Annotated in this window: 13 protein-coding genes; 10 read left to right on the top strand and 3 right to left on the bottom strand. The window is 62.6% G+C overall.

The window, feature by feature from the left end; all coding sequences use genetic code 11:
* Positions 1-189 precede the first annotated feature (189 nt).
* The 4 genes from HWQ56_RS08115 to HWQ56_RS08130 all read left to right on the top strand — a co-directional run bounded on the left by HWQ56_RS08115 (position 190) and on the right by HWQ56_RS08130 (position 6,869).
* The gene (locus tag HWQ56_RS08115; protein ID WP_176570166.1) at positions 190-5,049 is read left to right on the top strand and encodes an NAD-glutamate dehydrogenase; all 4,860 of its coding nucleotides are present in this window, start codon (positions 190-192) and stop codon (positions 5,047-5,049) included.
* Between the two features lie 261 nt (positions 5,050-5,310).
* A complete protein-coding gene (locus tag HWQ56_RS08120) occupies positions 5,311-5,820 on the top strand; it encodes a hypothetical protein (RefSeq protein ID WP_176570167.1) in 510 nt (169 codons plus the stop codon).
* Between the two features lie 44 nt (positions 5,821-5,864).
* Positions 5,865-6,332: a hypothetical protein gene (locus HWQ56_RS08125; protein WP_176570168.1), complete on the top strand. Its 468-nt coding sequence runs from the start codon at positions 5,865-5,867 to the stop codon at positions 6,330-6,332.
* Positions 6,333-6,359: 27 nt separating this feature from the next.
* Positions 6,360-6,869, top strand: coding sequence for a hypothetical protein (locus HWQ56_RS08130; RefSeq protein WP_176570169.1), 510 nt, complete (start codon positions 6,360-6,362; stop codon positions 6,867-6,869).
* A gap of 70 nt (positions 6,870-6,939) precedes the next feature.
* Here HWQ56_RS08130 and HWQ56_RS08135 read toward each other — a convergent pair whose 3' ends face one another.
* On the bottom strand, positions 6,940-7,506 hold the full coding sequence (locus tag HWQ56_RS08135) for a hypothetical protein (RefSeq protein ID WP_176570170.1): 567 nt from the start codon (positions 7,504-7,506) through the stop codon (positions 6,940-6,942).
* 184 nt (positions 7,507-7,690) lie between these two features.
* On the opposite strand from HWQ56_RS08135, the gene HWQ56_RS08140 reads away from it, so the two are divergent.
* Positions 7,691-8,188: a hypothetical protein gene (locus HWQ56_RS08140; protein WP_158159285.1), complete on the top strand. Its 498-nt coding sequence runs from the start codon at positions 7,691-7,693 to the stop codon at positions 8,186-8,188.
* Between the two features lie 538 nt (positions 8,189-8,726).
* Here the strand turns inward: HWQ56_RS08140 and acnB are convergent.
* Positions 8,727-11,336 (bottom strand): bifunctional aconitate hydratase 2/2-methylisocitrate dehydratase, encoded by a 2,610-nt coding sequence (gene acnB, locus HWQ56_RS08145; RefSeq protein ID WP_158158038.1) that lies wholly within the window; start codon positions 11,334-11,336, stop codon positions 8,727-8,729.
* A gap of 397 nt (positions 11,337-11,733) precedes the next feature.
* On the opposite strand from acnB, the gene HWQ56_RS08150 reads away from it, so the two are divergent.
* Positions 11,734-12,207 (top strand): DUF1289 domain-containing protein, encoded by a 474-nt coding sequence (locus tag HWQ56_RS08150; protein WP_158158036.1) that lies wholly within the window; start codon positions 11,734-11,736, stop codon positions 12,205-12,207.
* A 20-nt stretch (positions 12,208-12,227) separates the two neighbouring features.
* On the opposite strand, the gene HWQ56_RS08155 is transcribed toward HWQ56_RS08150, so the two are convergent.
* A complete protein-coding gene (locus HWQ56_RS08155; protein ID WP_158158035.1) occupies positions 12,228-13,088 on the bottom strand; it encodes a universal stress protein in 861 nt (286 codons plus the stop codon).
* A gap of 142 nt (positions 13,089-13,230) precedes the next feature.
* Between HWQ56_RS08155 and HWQ56_RS08160 the strand changes: the two genes are divergently transcribed.
* From HWQ56_RS08160 to HWQ56_RS08175, 4 genes are all read left to right on the top strand, one after another.
* Positions 13,231-13,833, top strand: coding sequence for a MiaE family protein (locus HWQ56_RS08160; RefSeq protein ID WP_176570171.1), 603 nt, complete (start codon positions 13,231-13,233; stop codon positions 13,831-13,833).
* A 176-nt stretch (positions 13,834-14,009) separates the two neighbouring features.
* Entirely contained in the window at positions 14,010-14,483 is a 474-nt protein-coding gene (locus tag HWQ56_RS08165) for a MarR family winged helix-turn-helix transcriptional regulator (protein ID WP_158158033.1), read from the top strand.
* Positions 14,480-15,955 (top strand): efflux transporter outer membrane subunit, encoded by a 1,476-nt coding sequence (locus HWQ56_RS08170; RefSeq protein ID WP_158158032.1) that lies wholly within the window; start codon positions 14,480-14,482, stop codon positions 15,953-15,955. Before HWQ56_RS08165 ends, HWQ56_RS08170 begins: the two co-directional genes overlap by 4 nt.
* Before the next feature lie 14 nt (positions 15,956-15,969).
* On the top strand, positions 15,970-17,187 hold the full coding sequence (locus tag HWQ56_RS08175) for an HlyD/EmrA/EmrK family protein (protein ID WP_158158031.1): 1,218 nt from the start codon (positions 15,970-15,972) through the stop codon (positions 17,185-17,187).
* Positions 17,188-17,219: the final 32 nt, after the last annotated feature.

The raw sequence follows: 17,219 nt of genomic DNA on the forward strand, positions 1-17,219 counted from the left end.
GGGTAAGCTGGGCAGTTGAGGGGGGTGTTCCATTTTGGTGCAACGTCCAATGGGCCTTATGGCTACCCTTTCGTTTCGGGCCCGTACCGGAATTTCCTCCCCTGTTGCAGCGGGTTGGCTATGGTTGATCCCAGCAGGGGAATACACGCGACGCTTCATTCAAAAACAAGCCCAAGCGGAGTACCACAGATGGCGTTCTTCACCGCGGCCAGCAAAGCCGACTTCCAGCAACAACTGAAAGCGGCCCTGGCGCAGCACATCAGCGAACAGGCACTGCCACAAGTAGCGCTGTTCGCCGAGCAGTTCTTCGGCATCATCTCCATGGACGAACTCACCCAGCGCCGCCTCAGCGACCTGGCCGGCTGCACCCTCTCGGCCTGGCGCCTGCTGGAGCGCTTCGACCACGCCCAGCCCCAGGTTCGGGTGTACAACCCCGATTACGAACGCCATGGCTGGCAGTCCACCCACACCGCCGTGGAGGTCCTGCACCACGACCTGCCATTTCTGGTGGACTCGGTGCGTACCGAGCTCAACCGCCGTGGCTACAGCATCCATACCCTGCAGACCACCGTGCTGAGCGTGCGCCGCGGCGCCGACGGTACCCTGCTGGAAGTCTTGCCCAAGGGCAGCCAGGGCGAGGGCGTGCTGCAAGAGTCGCTGATGTACCTGGAGATCGACCGCTGTGCCAATGCCGCTGAACTGAACCTGCTGGCCAAGGAGCTGGAGCAGGTGCTGGTGGAAGTGCGCGTTGCCGTCGCCGATTTCGAGCCGATGAAGGCCAAGGTGCGCGAAGTGCTGGCGTTGGTGGACCAGAGCGCCTACGCCGTGGATGAAGGTGAGAAGGCCGAGGTCAAGACCTTCCTGGAATGGCTGGTGGGCAACCACTTCACCTTCCTGGGTTACGAAGAATTCGTGGTGGCCGATGAGGCCGATGGCGGCCACCTGGTGTATGACGAACAGTCGTTCCTGGGCCTGACCCGCCTGCTGCGTGCCGGTCTGACCGCCGATGACCTGCGCATTGAAGACTACGCCGTCAGCTACCTCAACGAACCCCTGCTGCTGTCGTTCGCCAAGGCCGCGCACCCCAGCCGCGTGCACCGCCCGGCCTACCCGGACTACGTGTCGGTGCGCCAGATCGACGCCACCGGCAAGGTCATCAAGGAATGCCGCTTCATGGGCTTGTACACCTCGTCGGTGTACGGCGAGAGCGTGCGCCAGATCCCCTACATTCGCCGCAAGGTGGCCGAGATCGAACGCCGCTCCGGCTTCGACCCCAAGGCGCACCTGGGCAAGGAACTGGCCCAGGTGGTGGAAGTGCTGCCCCGCGACGACCTGTTCCAGACCCCGGTGGACGAGCTGTTCACCACGGTGATGTCCATCGTGCAGATCCAGGAGCGCAACAAGATCCGCGTGTTCCTGCGCAAGGACCCGTACGGGCGTTTCTGCTATTGCCTGGCCTACGTGCCGCGTGACGTCTATTCCACCGAAGTGCGGCAGAAGATCCAGCAAGTCCTGATGGAGCGCCTGAAGGCCAGCGACTGCGAGTTCTGGACCTTCTTCTCTGAATCGGTGCTGGCGCGGGTGCAACTGATCCTGCGGGTAGACCCGAAGAACCGCATCGACATCGACCCCCTGCAACTGGAAAACGAAGTGGTGCAGGCCTGCCGCTCGTGGCAGGACGACTACGCCGCGCTCACCGTCGAAGCGTTCGGTGAAGCCCAGGGCACCAACGTGCTGGCCGACTTCCCCAAGGGTTTCCCCGCCGGCTACCGCGAGCGCTTCGCCGCCCACTCGGCGGTGGTCGACATGCAGCACCTGCAGACCCTGTCGGAAAAGCGCCCGCTGGTGATGAGCTTCTACCAGCCGCTGGCCCAGACCGGCAAACAGCAGTTGCACTGCAAGCTCTACCACGCCGATACGCCGCTGGCGCTGTCCGATGTGCTGCCCATCCTGGAAAACCTCGGCCTGCGGGTGCTGGGTGAATTTCCTTACCGCCTGCGCCACACCAATGGCCGCGAGTTCTGGATTCACGACTTCGCCTTCACCGCCGCCGAAGGGCTGAACCTGGATATCCAGCAGCTCAACGACACCCTGCAGGACGCCTTCGTGCACATCGTGCAGGGCGACGCCGAGAACGATGCCTTCAACCGCCTGGTGCTGACCGCGGGCCTGCCATGGCGCGACGTGGCGCTGCTGCGTGCCTATGCCCGCTACCTCAAGCAGATTCGCCTGGGCTTCGACCTGGGCTATATCGCCAGCACCCTGAACAACCACACCGACATTGCTCGCGAGCTGACCCGGTTGTTCAAGACCCGCTTCTACCTGGCCCGCAAGCTGACCGCCGAAGACCTCGATGACAAGCAGCAGCGCCTGGAACAGGCCATCCTCACTGCGCTGGATGACGTGCAGGTGCTCAACGAAGACCGCATCCTGCGTCGCTACCTGGACCTGATCAAGGCCACCCTGCGCACCAACTTCTACCAGCCGGATGCCAAGGGCCACGCCAAGTCGTACTTCAGCTTCAAGTTCAACCCCAGGCTGATTCCCGAACTGCCCAAGCCGGTGCCCAAGTTCGAGATTTTCGTCTACTGCCCGCGGGTGGAAGGCGTGCACCTGCGCTTTGGCAACGTCGCCCGTGGCGGCCTGCGCTGGTCGGACCGCGAGGAAGACTTCCGCACCGAGGTGCTGGGCCTGGTGAAAGCCCAGCAGGTGAAGAACTCGGTGATCGTGCCGGTCGGCGCCAAGGGTGGCTTCGTACCGCGCCGTCTGCCTCTGGGCGGCAGCCGCGATGATATCCAGAACGAGGCCATCGCCTGCTACCGCCTGTTCATTTCAGGCCTGCTGGACATCACCGACAACCTCAAGGAAGGCGGCGTGGTGCCGCCGGCCAATGTGGTGCGCCACGACGATGACGACCCCTACCTGGTGGTGGCGGCCGACAAGGGCACCGCGACGTTCTCCGACATCGCCAACGGTATCGCCATCGACTACGGCTTCTGGCTGGGCGATGCCTTCGCCTCGGGTGGCTCGGCAGGCTACGACCACAAGAAGATGGGCATCACCGCCAAGGGTGCCTGGGTGGGCGTGCAGCGCCACTTCCGCGAGCGCGACGTCAATGTGCAGCAGGACAGCATCAGCGTGATCGGCATCGGCGACATGGCCGGTGACGTATTCGGCAACGGCCTGCTGATGAGTGACAAGCTGCAACTGGTGGCCGCGTTCAACCACCTGCACATCTTCATCGACCCGAACCCGGACCCGGCCACCAGCTTCGCCGAACGCCAGCGCCTGTTCGACTTGCCGCGCTCGGCCTGGAGCGACTACAACACCGCCATCATGTCCGAAGGCGGCGGTATCTTCCCGCGCAGTGCCAAGAGCATTGCCATCACCCCGCAGATGAAAGCCCGCTTCGATATCCAGGCCGACAAGCTGACGCCTACCGAGCTGCTGCATGCGCTGCTGAAGGCGCCAGTGGACCTGCTGTGGAACGGTGGTATCGGCACCTACGTCAAGTCCAGCAAGGAAAGCCACGCCGACGTGGGCGACAAGGCCAACGACGCCCTGCGCGTGGACGGCAACGAACTGCGCTGCAAGGTGGTGGGCGAGGGCGGCAACCTGGGCATGACCCAACTAGGCCGGGTGGAGTTCGGCCTGCTGGGCGGCGCCACCAACACCGACTTCATCGACAATGCCGGTGGGGTGGACTGCTCCGACCACGAGGTCAACATCAAGATCCTGCTCAACGAAGTGGTGCAGGCCGGCGACATGACCGAGAAGCAGCGCAACCTGTTGCTGGGCAGCATGACCGACGAGGTTGGCCACCTGGTGCTGGGCAACAACTACAAGCAGACCCAGGCCCTGTCCCTGGCGGCGCGCCGTGCCTACGAGCGCATCGCCGAGTACAAGCGCCTGATGGCCGACCTGGAGAGCCGCGGCAAACTGGACCGGGCCATCGAGTTCCTGCCCACCGAGGAGCAACTGGTGGAGCGCGTGGCCGGCAACCAGGGCCTGACCCGGGCAGAGCTGTCGGTGTTGATCTCCTACAGCAAGATCGACCTCAAGGAAGCGCTGCTCAAGTCCCAGGTACCGGACGATGCCTACCTGACCCGCGACATGGAAACGGCGTTCCCGCCTACCCTGGTCAACCAGTACGCCGAGTCCATGCGTCGCCATCGCCTCAAGCGCGAGATCGTCAGCACCCAGATCGCCAACGACCTGGTCAACAACATGGGCATCACCTTCGTGCAGCGCCTCAAGGAGTCCACGGGCATGAGCCCGGCCAACGTGGCGGGGGCTTACGTGATCGTGCGTGACATCTTCCACCTGCCCCATTGGTTCCGGCAGATCGAGGCCCTGGACTACCAGGTCTCGGCGGATGTGCAGCTGGCGCTGATGGACGAGTTGATGCGCCTGGGGCGCCGTGCCACGCGCTGGTTCCTGCGCAGCCGGCGCAACGAGCAGGACGCAGGGCGCGACGTGGCGCATTTCGGGCCGCACATTGCCGCGCTCGGCCTCAAGCTCGACGAATTGCTGGAAGGGCCGACCCGCGAACACTGGCAAACCCGCTACCAGGGCTACGTGGAAGCGGGCGTGCCGGAGCTGCTGGCGCGCATGGTGGCCGGCACCAGCCACCTGTACACCCTGCTGCCGATCATCGAGGCCTCGGACGTTACCGGCCACAACGCGGCGGAGGTGGCCAAGGCATTCTTCGCCGTGGGCAGCTCGCTTGACCTGAACTGGTACCTGCAGCAGATCAGCAGCCTGCCGGTGGAAAACAACTGGCAGGCGCTGGCCCGCGAGGCGTTCCGCGACGACATCGACTTCCAGCAGCGGGCCATTACCATCTCCGTGCTGCAGATGGCCGACGCGCCGGCGGACATGGACGAGCGCATGGCGCTGTGGCTTGAACAGCATGCGTCGATGGCCCAGCGCTGGCGCACCATGCTCGAAGAGCTGAAGGCCGCTACCGGGACCGATTACGCCATGTACGCGGTGGCGAACCGCGAACTGATGGACCTGGCCCTCAGCGGCGCCACCGTCGCCGCCTGATGGACCGCGGTGGTGCAGTTGTTTGCACCACCGCGCTCCAACCTCCACGCGCTGCCATGGCGCTCGATCCATCGCCCACTATAACTTCATGCAGAGAATGACTGTGAATTCGGAAGTGTGTCGTCCGAATCGTTGTTTATTCGCTTGTGTGTAGTCGGTTATATACATCAAGTTGCCCTGTCATGATTAGATGCTGTCGTGTCCCCAGGCGCTTAGCCGTCGTGGATATATACGACTGTCAATCAATAGGAGTCTTTGACTATGAGCGATCTCATAGGGAGTTCGTTTCGCGCTCGGCTTGTGTGCGTAACGTCTGGTCATACAGGATGGGTGGCTCCTTTCAATGGTGAGCGAAGCTTGGTATTGAAGGGGCGCCAGGCGCCGGCTGCTTTCTTTGACTTCAACTATTCGGGTGGTGATGGGCGTCACTTTCATTACGCCATTACCGCGGCATCGAACGAAAAAGAGTATGCAGACGCCGCCGTCGAGATCAGCGCCAATGGCTACGTGGGGTTCTACCCTCCTGCGAGGACAAGCACTGCGTGGCGGTTGGAGGTCACGGTCAATGGTTACGCGGGTACCGCTATGCGCTTCAAGTTGCAGGACGCGGAAGGGCGAAAAGTCGGTGTGCTGAATGTTCCCGGCGCGCGAAAGATATTGATGGGCGGATTTTACACCGTGAATAGACTGCCCGGGAATATCGCCTATTTAAAAGTTGGACACGGGGCCAGTCTGGAATTTGAAGTGACGGATGTCAAACGCCGCGACTGACGGCTGCGCCGTAGGGAATAATAATATTATCAAAGGACGTTTTCATGAATACATTGAACGCATCGTTCGTGGCAGCGCTGTATTGTGTCGCGCAGAAGCATCATGGGCCTGTCAATGTCGTAACCGCCCCAGGGCGGTCGGCAACGGGCAGGTTACGCATTGAAAGGGGCGACCACTCGCCTACTTTATTTTCCTTTAGCTCGGTGGGCGGTGAAGATACTTCGTTGGGCTTCGAAGTGCTGTCCATCGACGGCGCAGATACCTATGTCGGCACCGCCTTGGGTATCGACAGCGCGGGTTACCTGGGGCTGCATTCCGCCGATCAGGGTATGGATAGATGGTACTTGCAAGCCATGGACGAAGGCGAAGCGCAGGCGCCTGCGCGCTTCACCCTTCAGGATGAGTATGGCCAGGCTGTGTTTATCGAGGCGTTGGGGGATACCAATGACCGGTTTTTCAATGTCATGGACGGCAACGTGCCCGCCATTTTCGAGCTGCGAGCCGTTGTATAGCGCTCGGGCCATTTCCTGGAGGATTTCATGATGAGCGATTTAATGGGTTGCACATTCTCGGCTCAGCTTCACGCGGCCAGTGACCAGGTCAATGGCTACATTGCCCTTGCGCCGAAAACCCCATGGCTTGTGGTCGGCAAACATCGAGAAGCAGCGGTGTCGCTGCGCTTCGAATACTTGGGGCGGCTGGAGCAGAGGTTTCATTATGCGATTACCGCTGCTCAGGGGGCGGGGGCGTATGAAGGGTGGGCATTGGGTATCAGCCTCAATGGTTACCTGGGCTTTTATCAGCCAGGCAGCGTGCGTAATCAATGGAAGGTCGAGGTGACCGCCAAAGGTAACGGCAAGGAGCCCATGCGCTTCTGGCTGAGGGATGCCGAGGGCTCGCGGGCGGGCGTTTTCAGCAAGTCCTCCTACCGCCTGCCAGGGGTAGGGCAGCTCGAAATTCCCGTGGAGCAGAATGATTACTTGAACGTCAAGAGTGGCCCGATCCTGGAGTTTCAGCCTGATTTGACGCGGTGCGTCAGGGAGACATAAGGAACCAGGCCCCTGGTCGCAAGACCAGGGGCTTTGGGTGCCGCAAGAACGGGGTCAACATCGCCGGGCGTTAATGCGGTGATACCCATTCCAGAATCCTTGCCTTGAAGCGCAATACATAAGCGGCATTTTTGTCCACGCTCAGATAATCGATAAACCGGCCATTGGGTTTCGCCGGGCCTCTGTCCGATGGGGCGCCTTCGTATTCCCGGCGTAGTGATACCCGGTGGCCCTGATGGTCGCGCCACGTGAAGTGCAGCTCCTGGTTGGGCTCGCTGAACCGCACCACTTCCACCTTCCAGAAGTCGGTGACGGCCGAGACGCTGTAAGCGCCCAGGTAGCCATTGCGACTGATGCCTACCCTGGCCCCCTCATGGTTCCCTCTCCCGGCCGCGACGCTGACGTGATAGTGGTGCCGGTCAGGGGTGTGTTCGATGTAATCGAAGCGGAAGGTGGTCAGGCTGGTTGGCGTACTTTCACAGATCAGCCAGCCATTTTTGGCCGGCCCCCACTCTTCGCTGAGCCCTATGGTGCCTTCAACACCCGTGCTGAGGCTGTCGATGCGCGCGATAAACGACTTCCCATTCAGATGATGCATGCGGACCTCCTGGTCCTGTTCGGTGAGGCTGACGAGCATGAAATATCCAGGGGAGTAGGTTCAGCAGGAAACGCTTCATGACAATGTCCACGCCTTGAATGGGCCTATTTCACCCTGTCTTGCCCGTTCGCCCCCGGTTTATCTTCCCCTTGCGCCGTGCCACGGCGCTCGATGACGGCCACGGGGTGGCCGTGCAAAGGTTCACTACAACAGGGGCACTATCATGGATGATCTCCTCAAGGCAGGCTCTTTCACCGCCAAGGTGTATTGCGATACACCGGGGTATCTGGGGGCACTGAGCCATACCTCATCCGGCGAGCCCGGCCAGAGCGGCTGGCTGGTGCGGCGCGGAGGTAGCGGGGGCACGCTGGAGCTGTGTTTCAACTACCTGGAACACACCGCGGACCGTATTCACTACCGCATTACGGCGGCGCCCGGCGGCGATTATGGGGGGGCCGGGCTCGGGGTGAGTGCCCGAGGCTACCTGGGGTTTTATCACCTGGCCTCCGTAGGGTTCTGGAAGGTGGAGGTGCTGGAGTACGACGAGCAGGCGCAAGCGTTCTCGTTTTCGTGGCGCGATCAATGGGGCCATCGGGTATCCATCACCCAGGAAGGCTTGACGCTGAAGCCAGCCTACCCTGGGGCCAGGCCCACCATCGCCCAGTACCTGTGCATTGGACGGGAGGGGGCATGGCCGTTGCAGTTCCGCGCTGAGCTGTGACCCAAAAAAAAGGTTCTTCACGGATTGCCGGGAAGGTTGTGGCACCACCACAGATCTGTAGTGAGCACACAGAGCGGACCAGGTAATGCCCCAGGCATAACTGGCCCGAAACAAATGTGGGAATGGGGGGGGCGCCGAGCCCTTGCCCGGGAAGCGCCGCGCGGGCGGCGCTCGATCTTAGCAGCGACACTCCAACATCGCCTGGCACTTGGAGGCCCTGATGCAATCCCCAGTCAGGAGCTTCGATGAACATTTTGTCGGCCTGCCTTGCAATTGCATCAAGGCCATCAGATACATGCCTTGGTATTCTCTGCGCCCTCGAAACCGAGCGCCGCCCGCGCGGCGCTTCCCGGGCAAGGGCTCGGCGCCCCCCCATTCCCACATTTGTTTCGGGCCAGTTACGCCTGTGAGATCACCTGGTCTGCCTTGGTTGTTCACTGCAGATCTGTGGTCGCGCCACCCACGTTCCCGGCAATCCGTGAAGAACCAAAAAAAAACCGCCCACATCAGTGGGCGGTTTTTTCATTGCCGGTCAGGCTCAGGCCTGGACCACCGGGATGTTCGCGTTGGCAGCAGCCTCGCGGAACTCGGCGATCTGGTCGAAGCTCAGGTAGCGGTAAACGTCGGCAGCCATGCTGTCGATGTTCTTCGCGTATTCCATGTACTCTTCCACGGTTGGCAGCTTGCCCAGGATCGAGGCAACGGCGGCCAGTTCAGCGGAAGCCAGGAACACGTTGGCACCATCGCCCAGACGGTTCGGGAAGTTACGGGTCGAGGTCGACACCACGGTGCTGTTCGGCTCGACGCGTGCCTGGTTACCCATGCACAGCGAGCAGCCCGGCATTTCCATGCGCGCGCCAGCCTTGCCGTAGATGCCGTAGTAGCCTTCCTCGGTCAGCTGGTGAGCGTCCATCTTGGTCGGCGGCGACAGCCACAGGCGGGTCGGCAGCTGGCCTTTCACCTGGTCCAGCAGTTTGCCGGCGGCACGGAAGTGACCAATGTTGGTCATGCACGAACCGATGAACACTTCGTCGATCTTCTGGCCCTGGACAGTGGACAGCAGACGCGCATCGTCCGGGTCGTTCGGGGCGCAGAGGACGGGCTCCTTGACGTCGGCCAGGTCGATTTCGATGATTTCGGCGTATTCGGCATCGGCGTCGGCCGACAGCAGCTCAGGGTTGGCCAGCCAGGCTTCCATGGCCTGTGCGCGACGCTCCATGGTGCGGGCATCGCCGTAGCCTTCGCTGATCATCCAGCGCAGCAGGGTGATGTTCGACTTCAGGTACTCGGCGATGGCCTTTTCCGGCAGCTTGATGGTGCAACCGGCGGCGGAACGCTCGGCCGAGGCGTCGGACAGCTCGAATGCCTGTTCAACGGTCAGCTCGTCCAGGCCTTCGATTTCCAGGATGCGACCCGAGAAGGCGTTGATCTTGCCTTTCTTCTCGACGGTCAGCAGGCCTTTCTGGATGCCGTAGTAAGGAATGGCGTGTACCAGGTCACGCAGGGTGATGCCCGGTTGCAGCTTGCCCTTGAAGCGCACCAGCACCGACTCCGGCATGTCCAGCGGCATGACGCCGGTGGCGGCGGCGAAGGCCACCAGGCCGGAACCGGCCGGGAACGAGATGCCGATCGGGAAGCGGGTGTGCGAGTCGCCGCCGGTGCCGACGGTGTCAGGCAGCAGCATGCGGTTCAGCCAGCTGTGGATGATGCCGTCGCCTGGGCGCAGGGACACGCCACCGCGGGTGCGGATGAAGTCCGGCAGGGTGTGGTGGGTGACCACGTCGATCGGCTTCGGATAGGCAGCGGTGTGGCAGAACGACTGCATGACCAGGTCGGCGGAGAAGCCCAGGCAGGCCAGGTCTTTCAGCTCGTCGCGGGTCATCGGGCCAGTGGTGTCCTGGGAGCCCACGGTGGTCATCTTCGGTTCGCAGTAGGTGCCAGGGCGCACGCCTTTGCCTTCTGGCAGGCCGCAGGCCTTGCCGACCATCTTCTGCGCCAGGGTGAAACCCTTGCCGGTGTCGACCGGGGCTTCGGGCAGCTTGAACAGGTCGGTAGGGCCCAGGCCCAGCTCGGCGCGGGCTTTTTCGGTCAGGCCACGGCCGACGATCAGCGGAATACGGCCGCCGGCGCGGACTTCGTCCAGCAGCACGGGGGTTTTCAGTTCGAAGGTGGTGATGACTTCGTCGCTGTCATGCTTGCAGACCTTGCCCGCATGCGGGTACAGGTCGATCACGTCGCCCATGTTGATGTTCGAGACGTCGAATTCGATCGGCAGGGCGCCGGCGTCTTCCATGGTGTTGTAGAAGATCGGGGCGATCTTGGAGCCGAAGCAGAAACCACCGGCGCGCTTGTTCGGCACGTAAGGGATGTCGTCGCCGAAGAACCACAGCACCGAGTTGGTTGCCGATTTACGCGACGAACCGGTACCGACCACGTCACCGACGTAGGCGATCGGGAAGCCCTGGCCGCGCATTTCTTCGATCTGCTTCATCGGGCCGATGGAGCCTTGCACATCCGGCACGATACCGTCGCGGGCCATTTTCAGCATGGCCAGGGCGTGCAGCGGGATGTCCGGGCGCGACCAGGCGTCAGGCGCCGGGGACAGGTCGTCGGTGTTGGTTTCGCCGGTCACCTTGAACACGCGCAGGCTGATCTTGTCGGCCAGGGTAGGGCGCTTCTTGAACCACTCGCCGTCAGCCCAGGACTCGATCACGGCCTTGGCGTGGGTGTTGCCGTTCTTGGCTTTTTCGGCCACGTCGTGGAAGGCGTCGAACATCAGCAGGGTGTGCTTGAGCTGCTCGGCCGCGACCGGGGCCAGCTCGGCGCTGTCCAGCAGTTCGACCATGGTGGCGATGTTGTAGCCGCCCTGCATGGTGCCCAGCAGTTCAACGGCGCGCTTCTTGTCGATCAGTGGGGAGGTGGCTTCGCCTTTGGCGATGGCGGAAAGGAAACCGGCCTTGACGTAGGCTGCTTCGTCCACGCCTGGCGGCACGCGGTTGGTGATCAGGTCGACGAGGAAGGCTTCTTCGCCAGCGGGAGGATTCTTCAGCAGCTCGACCAGGCCGGCTGTCTGTTCGGCGTTAAGCGGCTGGGGCACGATACCCTGGGCGGCACGCTCTTCGATGTGTTTGCGGTAGGCTTCAAGCACAGTTATTACCCTCATCAGTGGTCCCTGTCCGGGACGCTCATCCAGTCATTCCCGCGCCCATGCGCTGCACGGCTTTCCCGCCGTTGGGGCCGGGGCTGCAGGAATTCCTTGTAGAAGCTGCTTTCAAAGTTTTACGCCTCCAGAACGGGGAGCTGATGAGGGCTGGCGCCAGGTATCTTTGCCTGAAAATACCTGCGCCAACGCCGTTCTGTCGGATAACTGTGCTCGTGACGCTTTGAAAACAGCTTCTAGCGGACATTGGTGCCTAAAAAGGCAGCGTGATTCTACGGCAAAAAAACAAGAAAGGTAAGTTTAGCCCTACCACTTCGGGGGTGATCATCCTTAGACAAAGGGCTAACATGGCCGCCTGTCTTACTTTTCAAAGCGTTGCCAAGCCATGTCCAACCAGTCCATCAAGACCCCCTGCGTAGGCCTCTGTTCCACGGTTTACGGGGACCTTGTGTGCCGCGGCTGCAAGCGCTTCCACCACGAAGTCATCCACTGGAACGGCTACGACGACGAGGCCAAGCGCGCGGTGTGGCTGCGCCTCGAGCAACTGCTGGTACAGGTGATGGAGGCCAAGCTGGAAATCTTCGACAAGGACAAGCTGCGCCAACAACTGGAACAACGCAAGATCCGTTTTGTGCCGCAGCAGTCCGAGTACTGCTGGGCCTACCAGTTGATTGCCCGTGGTGCACGGGTGATCAACCAGCTGGAGGCCTACGGCATGGTGTTGCTGCCGGAATTTCGCGACTGGGAGCTGCCGGCGTTGCGCGATGCCATTGATCGGGAATTTTTCCTGCTCTCCGAAGCGCACTACGAGCGCTACATCGCCCCGGGGTTCCTTCAGGATGCGTTTCCGGCCGGTTGAATACCAGGCGCGACTCGGCCTCAGCCACGCGCCAACTCTTCGAGATGCGCCACGATCGCGTCGGTCTTGAGCACCAGCACATCACTTTCCAGCGTGTCGAGCACCACTTCGGCGGTGTTGCCGATCAGCGCGCCGGCCACGCCCGTGCGCGCCACGGTGCCGATCACGGTCACGGCGGCGTTGAGTTTCTGCGCGGTGAACGGGATCAGCACGTCCGCTGGCCCTTCGGCGATGTGCAGATGCGCATGGTCGATTTCGAATTCAGCCTGGAACGCCAGGCATTGTTCCCGGTATCGCGCCTCGATGGTTTCCGAGCGCTGAAAGGTCGGGTCGGGCGCCGACAGCATGGGCGAGGGGTGCGCGGCGATCACATGCAGGTCGCCTTTGGCCAGCCGGGCAATGTCGAAACCATGCTCGACGATGGCCGCGTGCAGCTGCCGATGCTCGCCGTCCGCATTGCCCACGTCTACCGCTGCCAAGATCACCCCATGGCTCCAGGGCCGTTCGCTCTTGACCATCAACACCGCGCAAGGGCAGTGGCGCAGCAGTTTCCAGTCATTGGGGGTCAGTAAAAAGCGCTTCAAGGCGCTCTCGTGACGGTGCTGCTTGATCACCAGCCCGCAGCCTTCGCTTTGCTGGACCTTGATGATGGTTTTCTCCAGGCTGCCTTCCCACGCCTGTTCGGCGCTGGCGCTGAAGCCATCGTCATGCAGTTGCTGCTTGAGCAGGGTCAGCAGGGCGCTATGGTCATGATGAGCGTCGCACATCAATAAATGCAGATGGGCCTGGGTGACGCCGGCGATCAGTTTCGCGCGGGCCAGCGCCAGGCTGTGCGCGTGCTCGGGGTCCAGTACCACCAGAAGGCTGCGAATCGCTTGCATGACGGGTCTCCTGCGAGGTAGGCATGCCACTACTATAGACAGCCGTCAGTCCGCCGCCCTGTCCTGTATCAAGCATAGCGGCTGGCGCTTGGCCGTGGCGTCCGTATAATCGCCGGCTTTTGCGCCCCTTGAGGAGTCGAGCATGCTGTCTGAAATCCATGAGTTCCTCGGTTGCAGGACGCCGCAGGCCTGGGTCGACGCGGCCCTGGCCGACCAGGAAACCATGCTCGTGGACCACAAGAACTGCGAGTTCAAGGCCGCCAGCACGGCATTGAGCCTGATTGCCAAATACTGCACACACGCCGACCTGATCAACATGATGTCGCGCCTGGCCCGCGAGGAGCTGGTGCACCACGAGCAGGTCATCCGCTTGATGAAAAAGCGCAAGATCGAGCTGCGTCCACTGTCGGCTGGCCGCTACGCGTCGGGCCTGCGCAAGGTGGTGCGCAACCATGAACCGGTCAAGCTGGTGGACACCCTGGTGGTGGGCGCCTTCATCGAAGCGCGCAGTTGCGAGCGTTTCGAGGCCCTGGTGCCGCACCTGGACGAAGAACTGGGGGCGTTCTACCACGGGCTGCTCAAGAGTGAGGCGCGGCACTATCAGGGTTACCTGAAGCTGGCGCATCAGTATGGCGAGGCCGAGGATATCGCCCGCACCGTGGAGAAGGTGCGGGCGGTGGAAGCTGACTTGATCCTCAGTCCTGACGCGGAATTCCGCTTTCACAGCGGCGTGCCCGCCGCCTGACACCCCGCCGAACCCTGTGGGACCGGGCGAAGCTCGGGAAGGCCGCACCACAGGGACACTGAATTTCCCCCGCCCCTGAACGTCTGAATAATAAGCAAGCTAACAAATTTATTTGACATTAGCTGCCTAGGCAGTAACATCGTGTATAAATTACTGCCTAGGCAGGCTTTTGCACGATGAAACATTTCACTCCGGAAAATTTCCGTACCTGCACCATCGGCCTGCTGCTGGGCCGGGCTTCGTCCGTTAAAGACCGCATCCTGGACACCCACTTGGTGGCCGAAGGGGTGACCGCGGCGCAGTTCAAGGTGCTGATCATCATCGAACAGTTTGATGTCGACCGGCCGGCTGAGCTGTGCCGCTACCTGTCGCTGGACAGCGGCTCGATGACGCGCATGCTCGACCGCCTGGAACAAAAGGGCTTCATCAGCCGTCGACCTTGTGCCGATGACCGCCGACAGGTGCGCGTGAGCCTCACCCCCGCCGGCCTGGAATTGGCGGGCAAGCTGCCGGTAGTGGGCGCCGAGGCCATGAACGAACTGGTGGGCGTGCTGGCACCGGACGAACTGGAAAATCTGGAACGAATCTTAACCAAAGTATTGCTGGCGGCAGGGGACACCCTCACCGCCTTGCGGGTAGGTGCTAAATGAGCGGCAATTCTTTACGCAACCGGTTCAGCCTGGTGTTCCTGGCCATGAGCCTGGCCGGCTGCGCCAATTTCCACGGCCTCGATACCTCGGGCGTCGCCACTGATGCAAAAACCCTTCACGCCGACGCCACGCTCAAGGGCGTGACCCTGTCGCCGGCCGCATGGCCGCGGGCCGATTGGTGGAAGAGCCTGGGCGATGACCAGCTCGACGGCCTGATTCGCGAAGCATTGCGCGACAGCCCCGACATGCAGGTGGCCGCGGCCCGTGCCCACCAGGCCGACGCCGCCGCTTACGCCGCCGATGCCGCGCGCATGCCCACCCTGGATGCCCAGGCCGGCGTGACCCGCGAGCGCCTGCCCAAAGTGCAGGACCCGCAAGGCATCGGCGGCCTGTATGCCACCGTGCGCCAGGCGGACCTGTCGTTCAACTACAACTTCGACCTGTGGGGCGGTCAACGTGACGCCTGGGAAGCGGCCCTGGGCCAGGCCCGTGCCGCCGAAGTGGACCGCCAGGCCGCGGCCTTGACCCTGGCCGCCGACGTCGCCCGTGCCTACAGCAACCTGGGCCAGGCCTACATCATGTACGACCTGGCCCAGGACGACCTCAAGCGCACCCAGCAGATGCTCGAACTGGGCCAGCGACGCCTGACGGCGGGTATCGACAGCGACTATCAGTTCCAGCAAACCGAAAGCCTGGCCGCCAGCTCCCAGGCGTCGGCCGAAGACGCCAGCAAGCGCTTGCAGAGCGCCAAGATCGCCCTGGCCGTGCTGCTGGGCAAAGGTCCGGACCGGGCTAACGACATCGCTCGCCCCAAGGTGTTGCAACCTGCCGCCGTGGCGTTGCCATCGGTGCTGCCCGCCGAACTGCTGGGCCGTCGCCCCGACCTGGTGGCTGCCCGCTGGCGCGTGGAAGCGGCGAGCAAGGACGTTGCCGCGAGCAAGACGCGGTTCTACCCCAACCTCAACCTGAGCGCCGCCGCCGGCACCCAGTCGCTGTTGGGTGATGCCCTGTTCGGCAGCGCCAGCAAGTTCTTCAACATCGCCCCCACGGTGTCGCTGCCGATCTTCGACGGCGGCCGCCTGCGCGCCAGCCTCGACGCCACCGACGCCGACTACGACCTGGCCGTGGCGCAGTACAACAAGAGCCTGGTGAAGGCCCTCGGCGATGTCAGCGATGCGATCAACCAATTGCACGCCATCGACCTGCAGATCAAGGCCCAGCAGCGCGCGGCCAGCATCGCCAAGCAGTCCTTCGACACCGGCACCCTGCGCTATGGCTCGGGTATCGGCAACTACGTGGACGTGCTGACCATCGAACAGCAACTGCTGCAGGCACAACGACAACTGGCCAGTCTCAACGCCGAACAGATCGACCTGTCGATCCAGTTGATGCAGGCCCTGGGCGGTGGTTATCAGGGTGAAGACGTCGCCCAGGCCGCCACCCCTTCCGCACACGCAACGCAGACTGAATAAGCAAGGTATCTGTCATGGCTACTGCCTCCGCTACACATGCACCGGACAAGGCTCCGCAATCGGACACCCCCAACGCCGGCAACCCGCGCAAGCGCAAAGTACTGCTGTTCCTTCTGTTGCTGGTGGTGATCCTGGGTGGCCTCGGCGTATGGGGCTGGTACGAATTGTACGGCCGCTGGAATGAAAGCACCGACGACGCCTATGTGAATGGCAACGTGGTGGAAATCACCCCGCTGGTCACCGGGACCGTCACCAGCATCGGTGCCGATGACGGTGACCTGGTGCATGCCGGGCAAGTGCTGCTGGAGTTCGACCCGGCCGACGCCAAGGTCAACCTGCAAAGCGCTCAGGCCAACCTGGCCAAGGCCGTGCGCCAGGTGCGCGGCCTGTACAGCAACGTCGACGGCGCCAAGGCGCAGTTGCTGTCGCGCCAGACCGACCTGAAGAAGGCCCAGGACAACTACGACCGCCGTCGTACCCTGGCCGCCGGCGGGGCGATTTCCCAGGAAGAGCTGTCCCATGCCCGTGACGACCTGAACGCCGCCCAGGCCGCGGTCGCCAACGCTCAGCAAGCCCTGAAGAGCAATACCGCCCTGGTGGATGACACCACCGTGGCCACCCACCCCGAAGTGATGGCTGCCGCGGCGCAACTGCGCCAGGCCTACCTGGCCAATGCCCGCACCACGCTGATCGCGCCGGTGACCGGCTACGTGGCCAAGCGTACCGTGCAACTGGGCCAGCGTATCCAGCCAGGGACCGCGACCATGGCGGTCATTCCCCTGGATCAGGTGTGGATCGACGCCAACTTCAAGGAAACCCAGCTGAGCAAGATGCGCATCGGCCAGCCGGTGGATATCACCGCCGACCTGTATGGCAGCGACGTCAAGTTCCGCGGCACCGTGGACAGCCTCGGCGCCGGTACCGGCAGTGCCTTTGCGTTGCTGCCCGCGCAGAACGCCACCGGTAACTGGATCAAGATCGTTCAGCGGGTGCCGGTGCGTATCCACCTCAACCCCGACGAACTCAGCCAGCACCCGCTGCGCATCGGCCTGTCCACCGTGGTCGATGTCAACCTGCACGACCAGAGCGGCCCGGTACTGGCCCAGCAGCCGCCGCAGAAAGCGTCGTTCAGCACCCAGGTCTACGACCGCCAACTGGGTGAGGCCGATGAGATGATCAGCCGCCTGATCCACGACAACAGCGTCGGCGCCGGCAATACCGCCCAACGTTGATTCGCCAATCCGCAGGCCCGGGGCGCAAGCCC

The organism is Pseudomonas eucalypticola (assembly GCF_013374995.1).
GTDB classification, from domain to species: domain Bacteria; phylum Pseudomonadota; class Gammaproteobacteria; order Pseudomonadales; family Pseudomonadaceae; genus Aquipseudomonas; species Aquipseudomonas eucalypticola.

Coding starts and splice junctions, on each gene's coding strand:
- HWQ56_RS08125 (WP_176570168.1), top strand. CDS start 5,865: ATGAATACATTGAACGCATCGTTCGTGGCAGCGCTGTATTGTGTCGCG.
- HWQ56_RS08155 (WP_158158035.1), bottom strand. CDS start 13,088: ATGCAAGCGATTCGCAGCCTTCTGGTGGTACTGGACCCCGAGCACGCG.
- HWQ56_RS08170 (WP_158158032.1), top strand. CDS start 14,480: ATGAGCGGCAATTCTTTACGCAACCGGTTCAGCCTGGTGTTCCTGGCC.
- HWQ56_RS08175 (WP_158158031.1), top strand. CDS start 15,970: ATGGCTACTGCCTCCGCTACACATGCACCGGACAAGGCTCCGCAATCG.
- HWQ56_RS08135 (WP_176570170.1), bottom strand. CDS start 7,506: ATGCTCGTCAGCCTCACCGAACAGGACCAGGAGGTCCGCATGCATCAT.
- HWQ56_RS08115 (WP_176570166.1), top strand. CDS start 190: ATGGCGTTCTTCACCGCGGCCAGCAAAGCCGACTTCCAGCAACAACTG.
- HWQ56_RS08165 (WP_158158033.1), top strand. CDS start 14,010: ATGAAACATTTCACTCCGGAAAATTTCCGTACCTGCACCATCGGCCTG.
- HWQ56_RS08140 (WP_158159285.1), top strand. CDS start 7,691: ATGGATGATCTCCTCAAGGCAGGCTCTTTCACCGCCAAGGTGTATTGC.
- HWQ56_RS08160 (WP_176570171.1), top strand. CDS start 13,231: ATGCTGTCTGAAATCCATGAGTTCCTCGGTTGCAGGACGCCGCAGGCC.
- HWQ56_RS08130 (WP_176570169.1), top strand. CDS start 6,360: ATGATGAGCGATTTAATGGGTTGCACATTCTCGGCTCAGCTTCACGCG.
- HWQ56_RS08120 (WP_176570167.1), top strand. CDS start 5,311: ATGAGCGATCTCATAGGGAGTTCGTTTCGCGCTCGGCTTGTGTGCGTA.
- HWQ56_RS08150 (WP_158158036.1), top strand. CDS start 11,734: ATGTCCAACCAGTCCATCAAGACCCCCTGCGTAGGCCTCTGTTCCACG.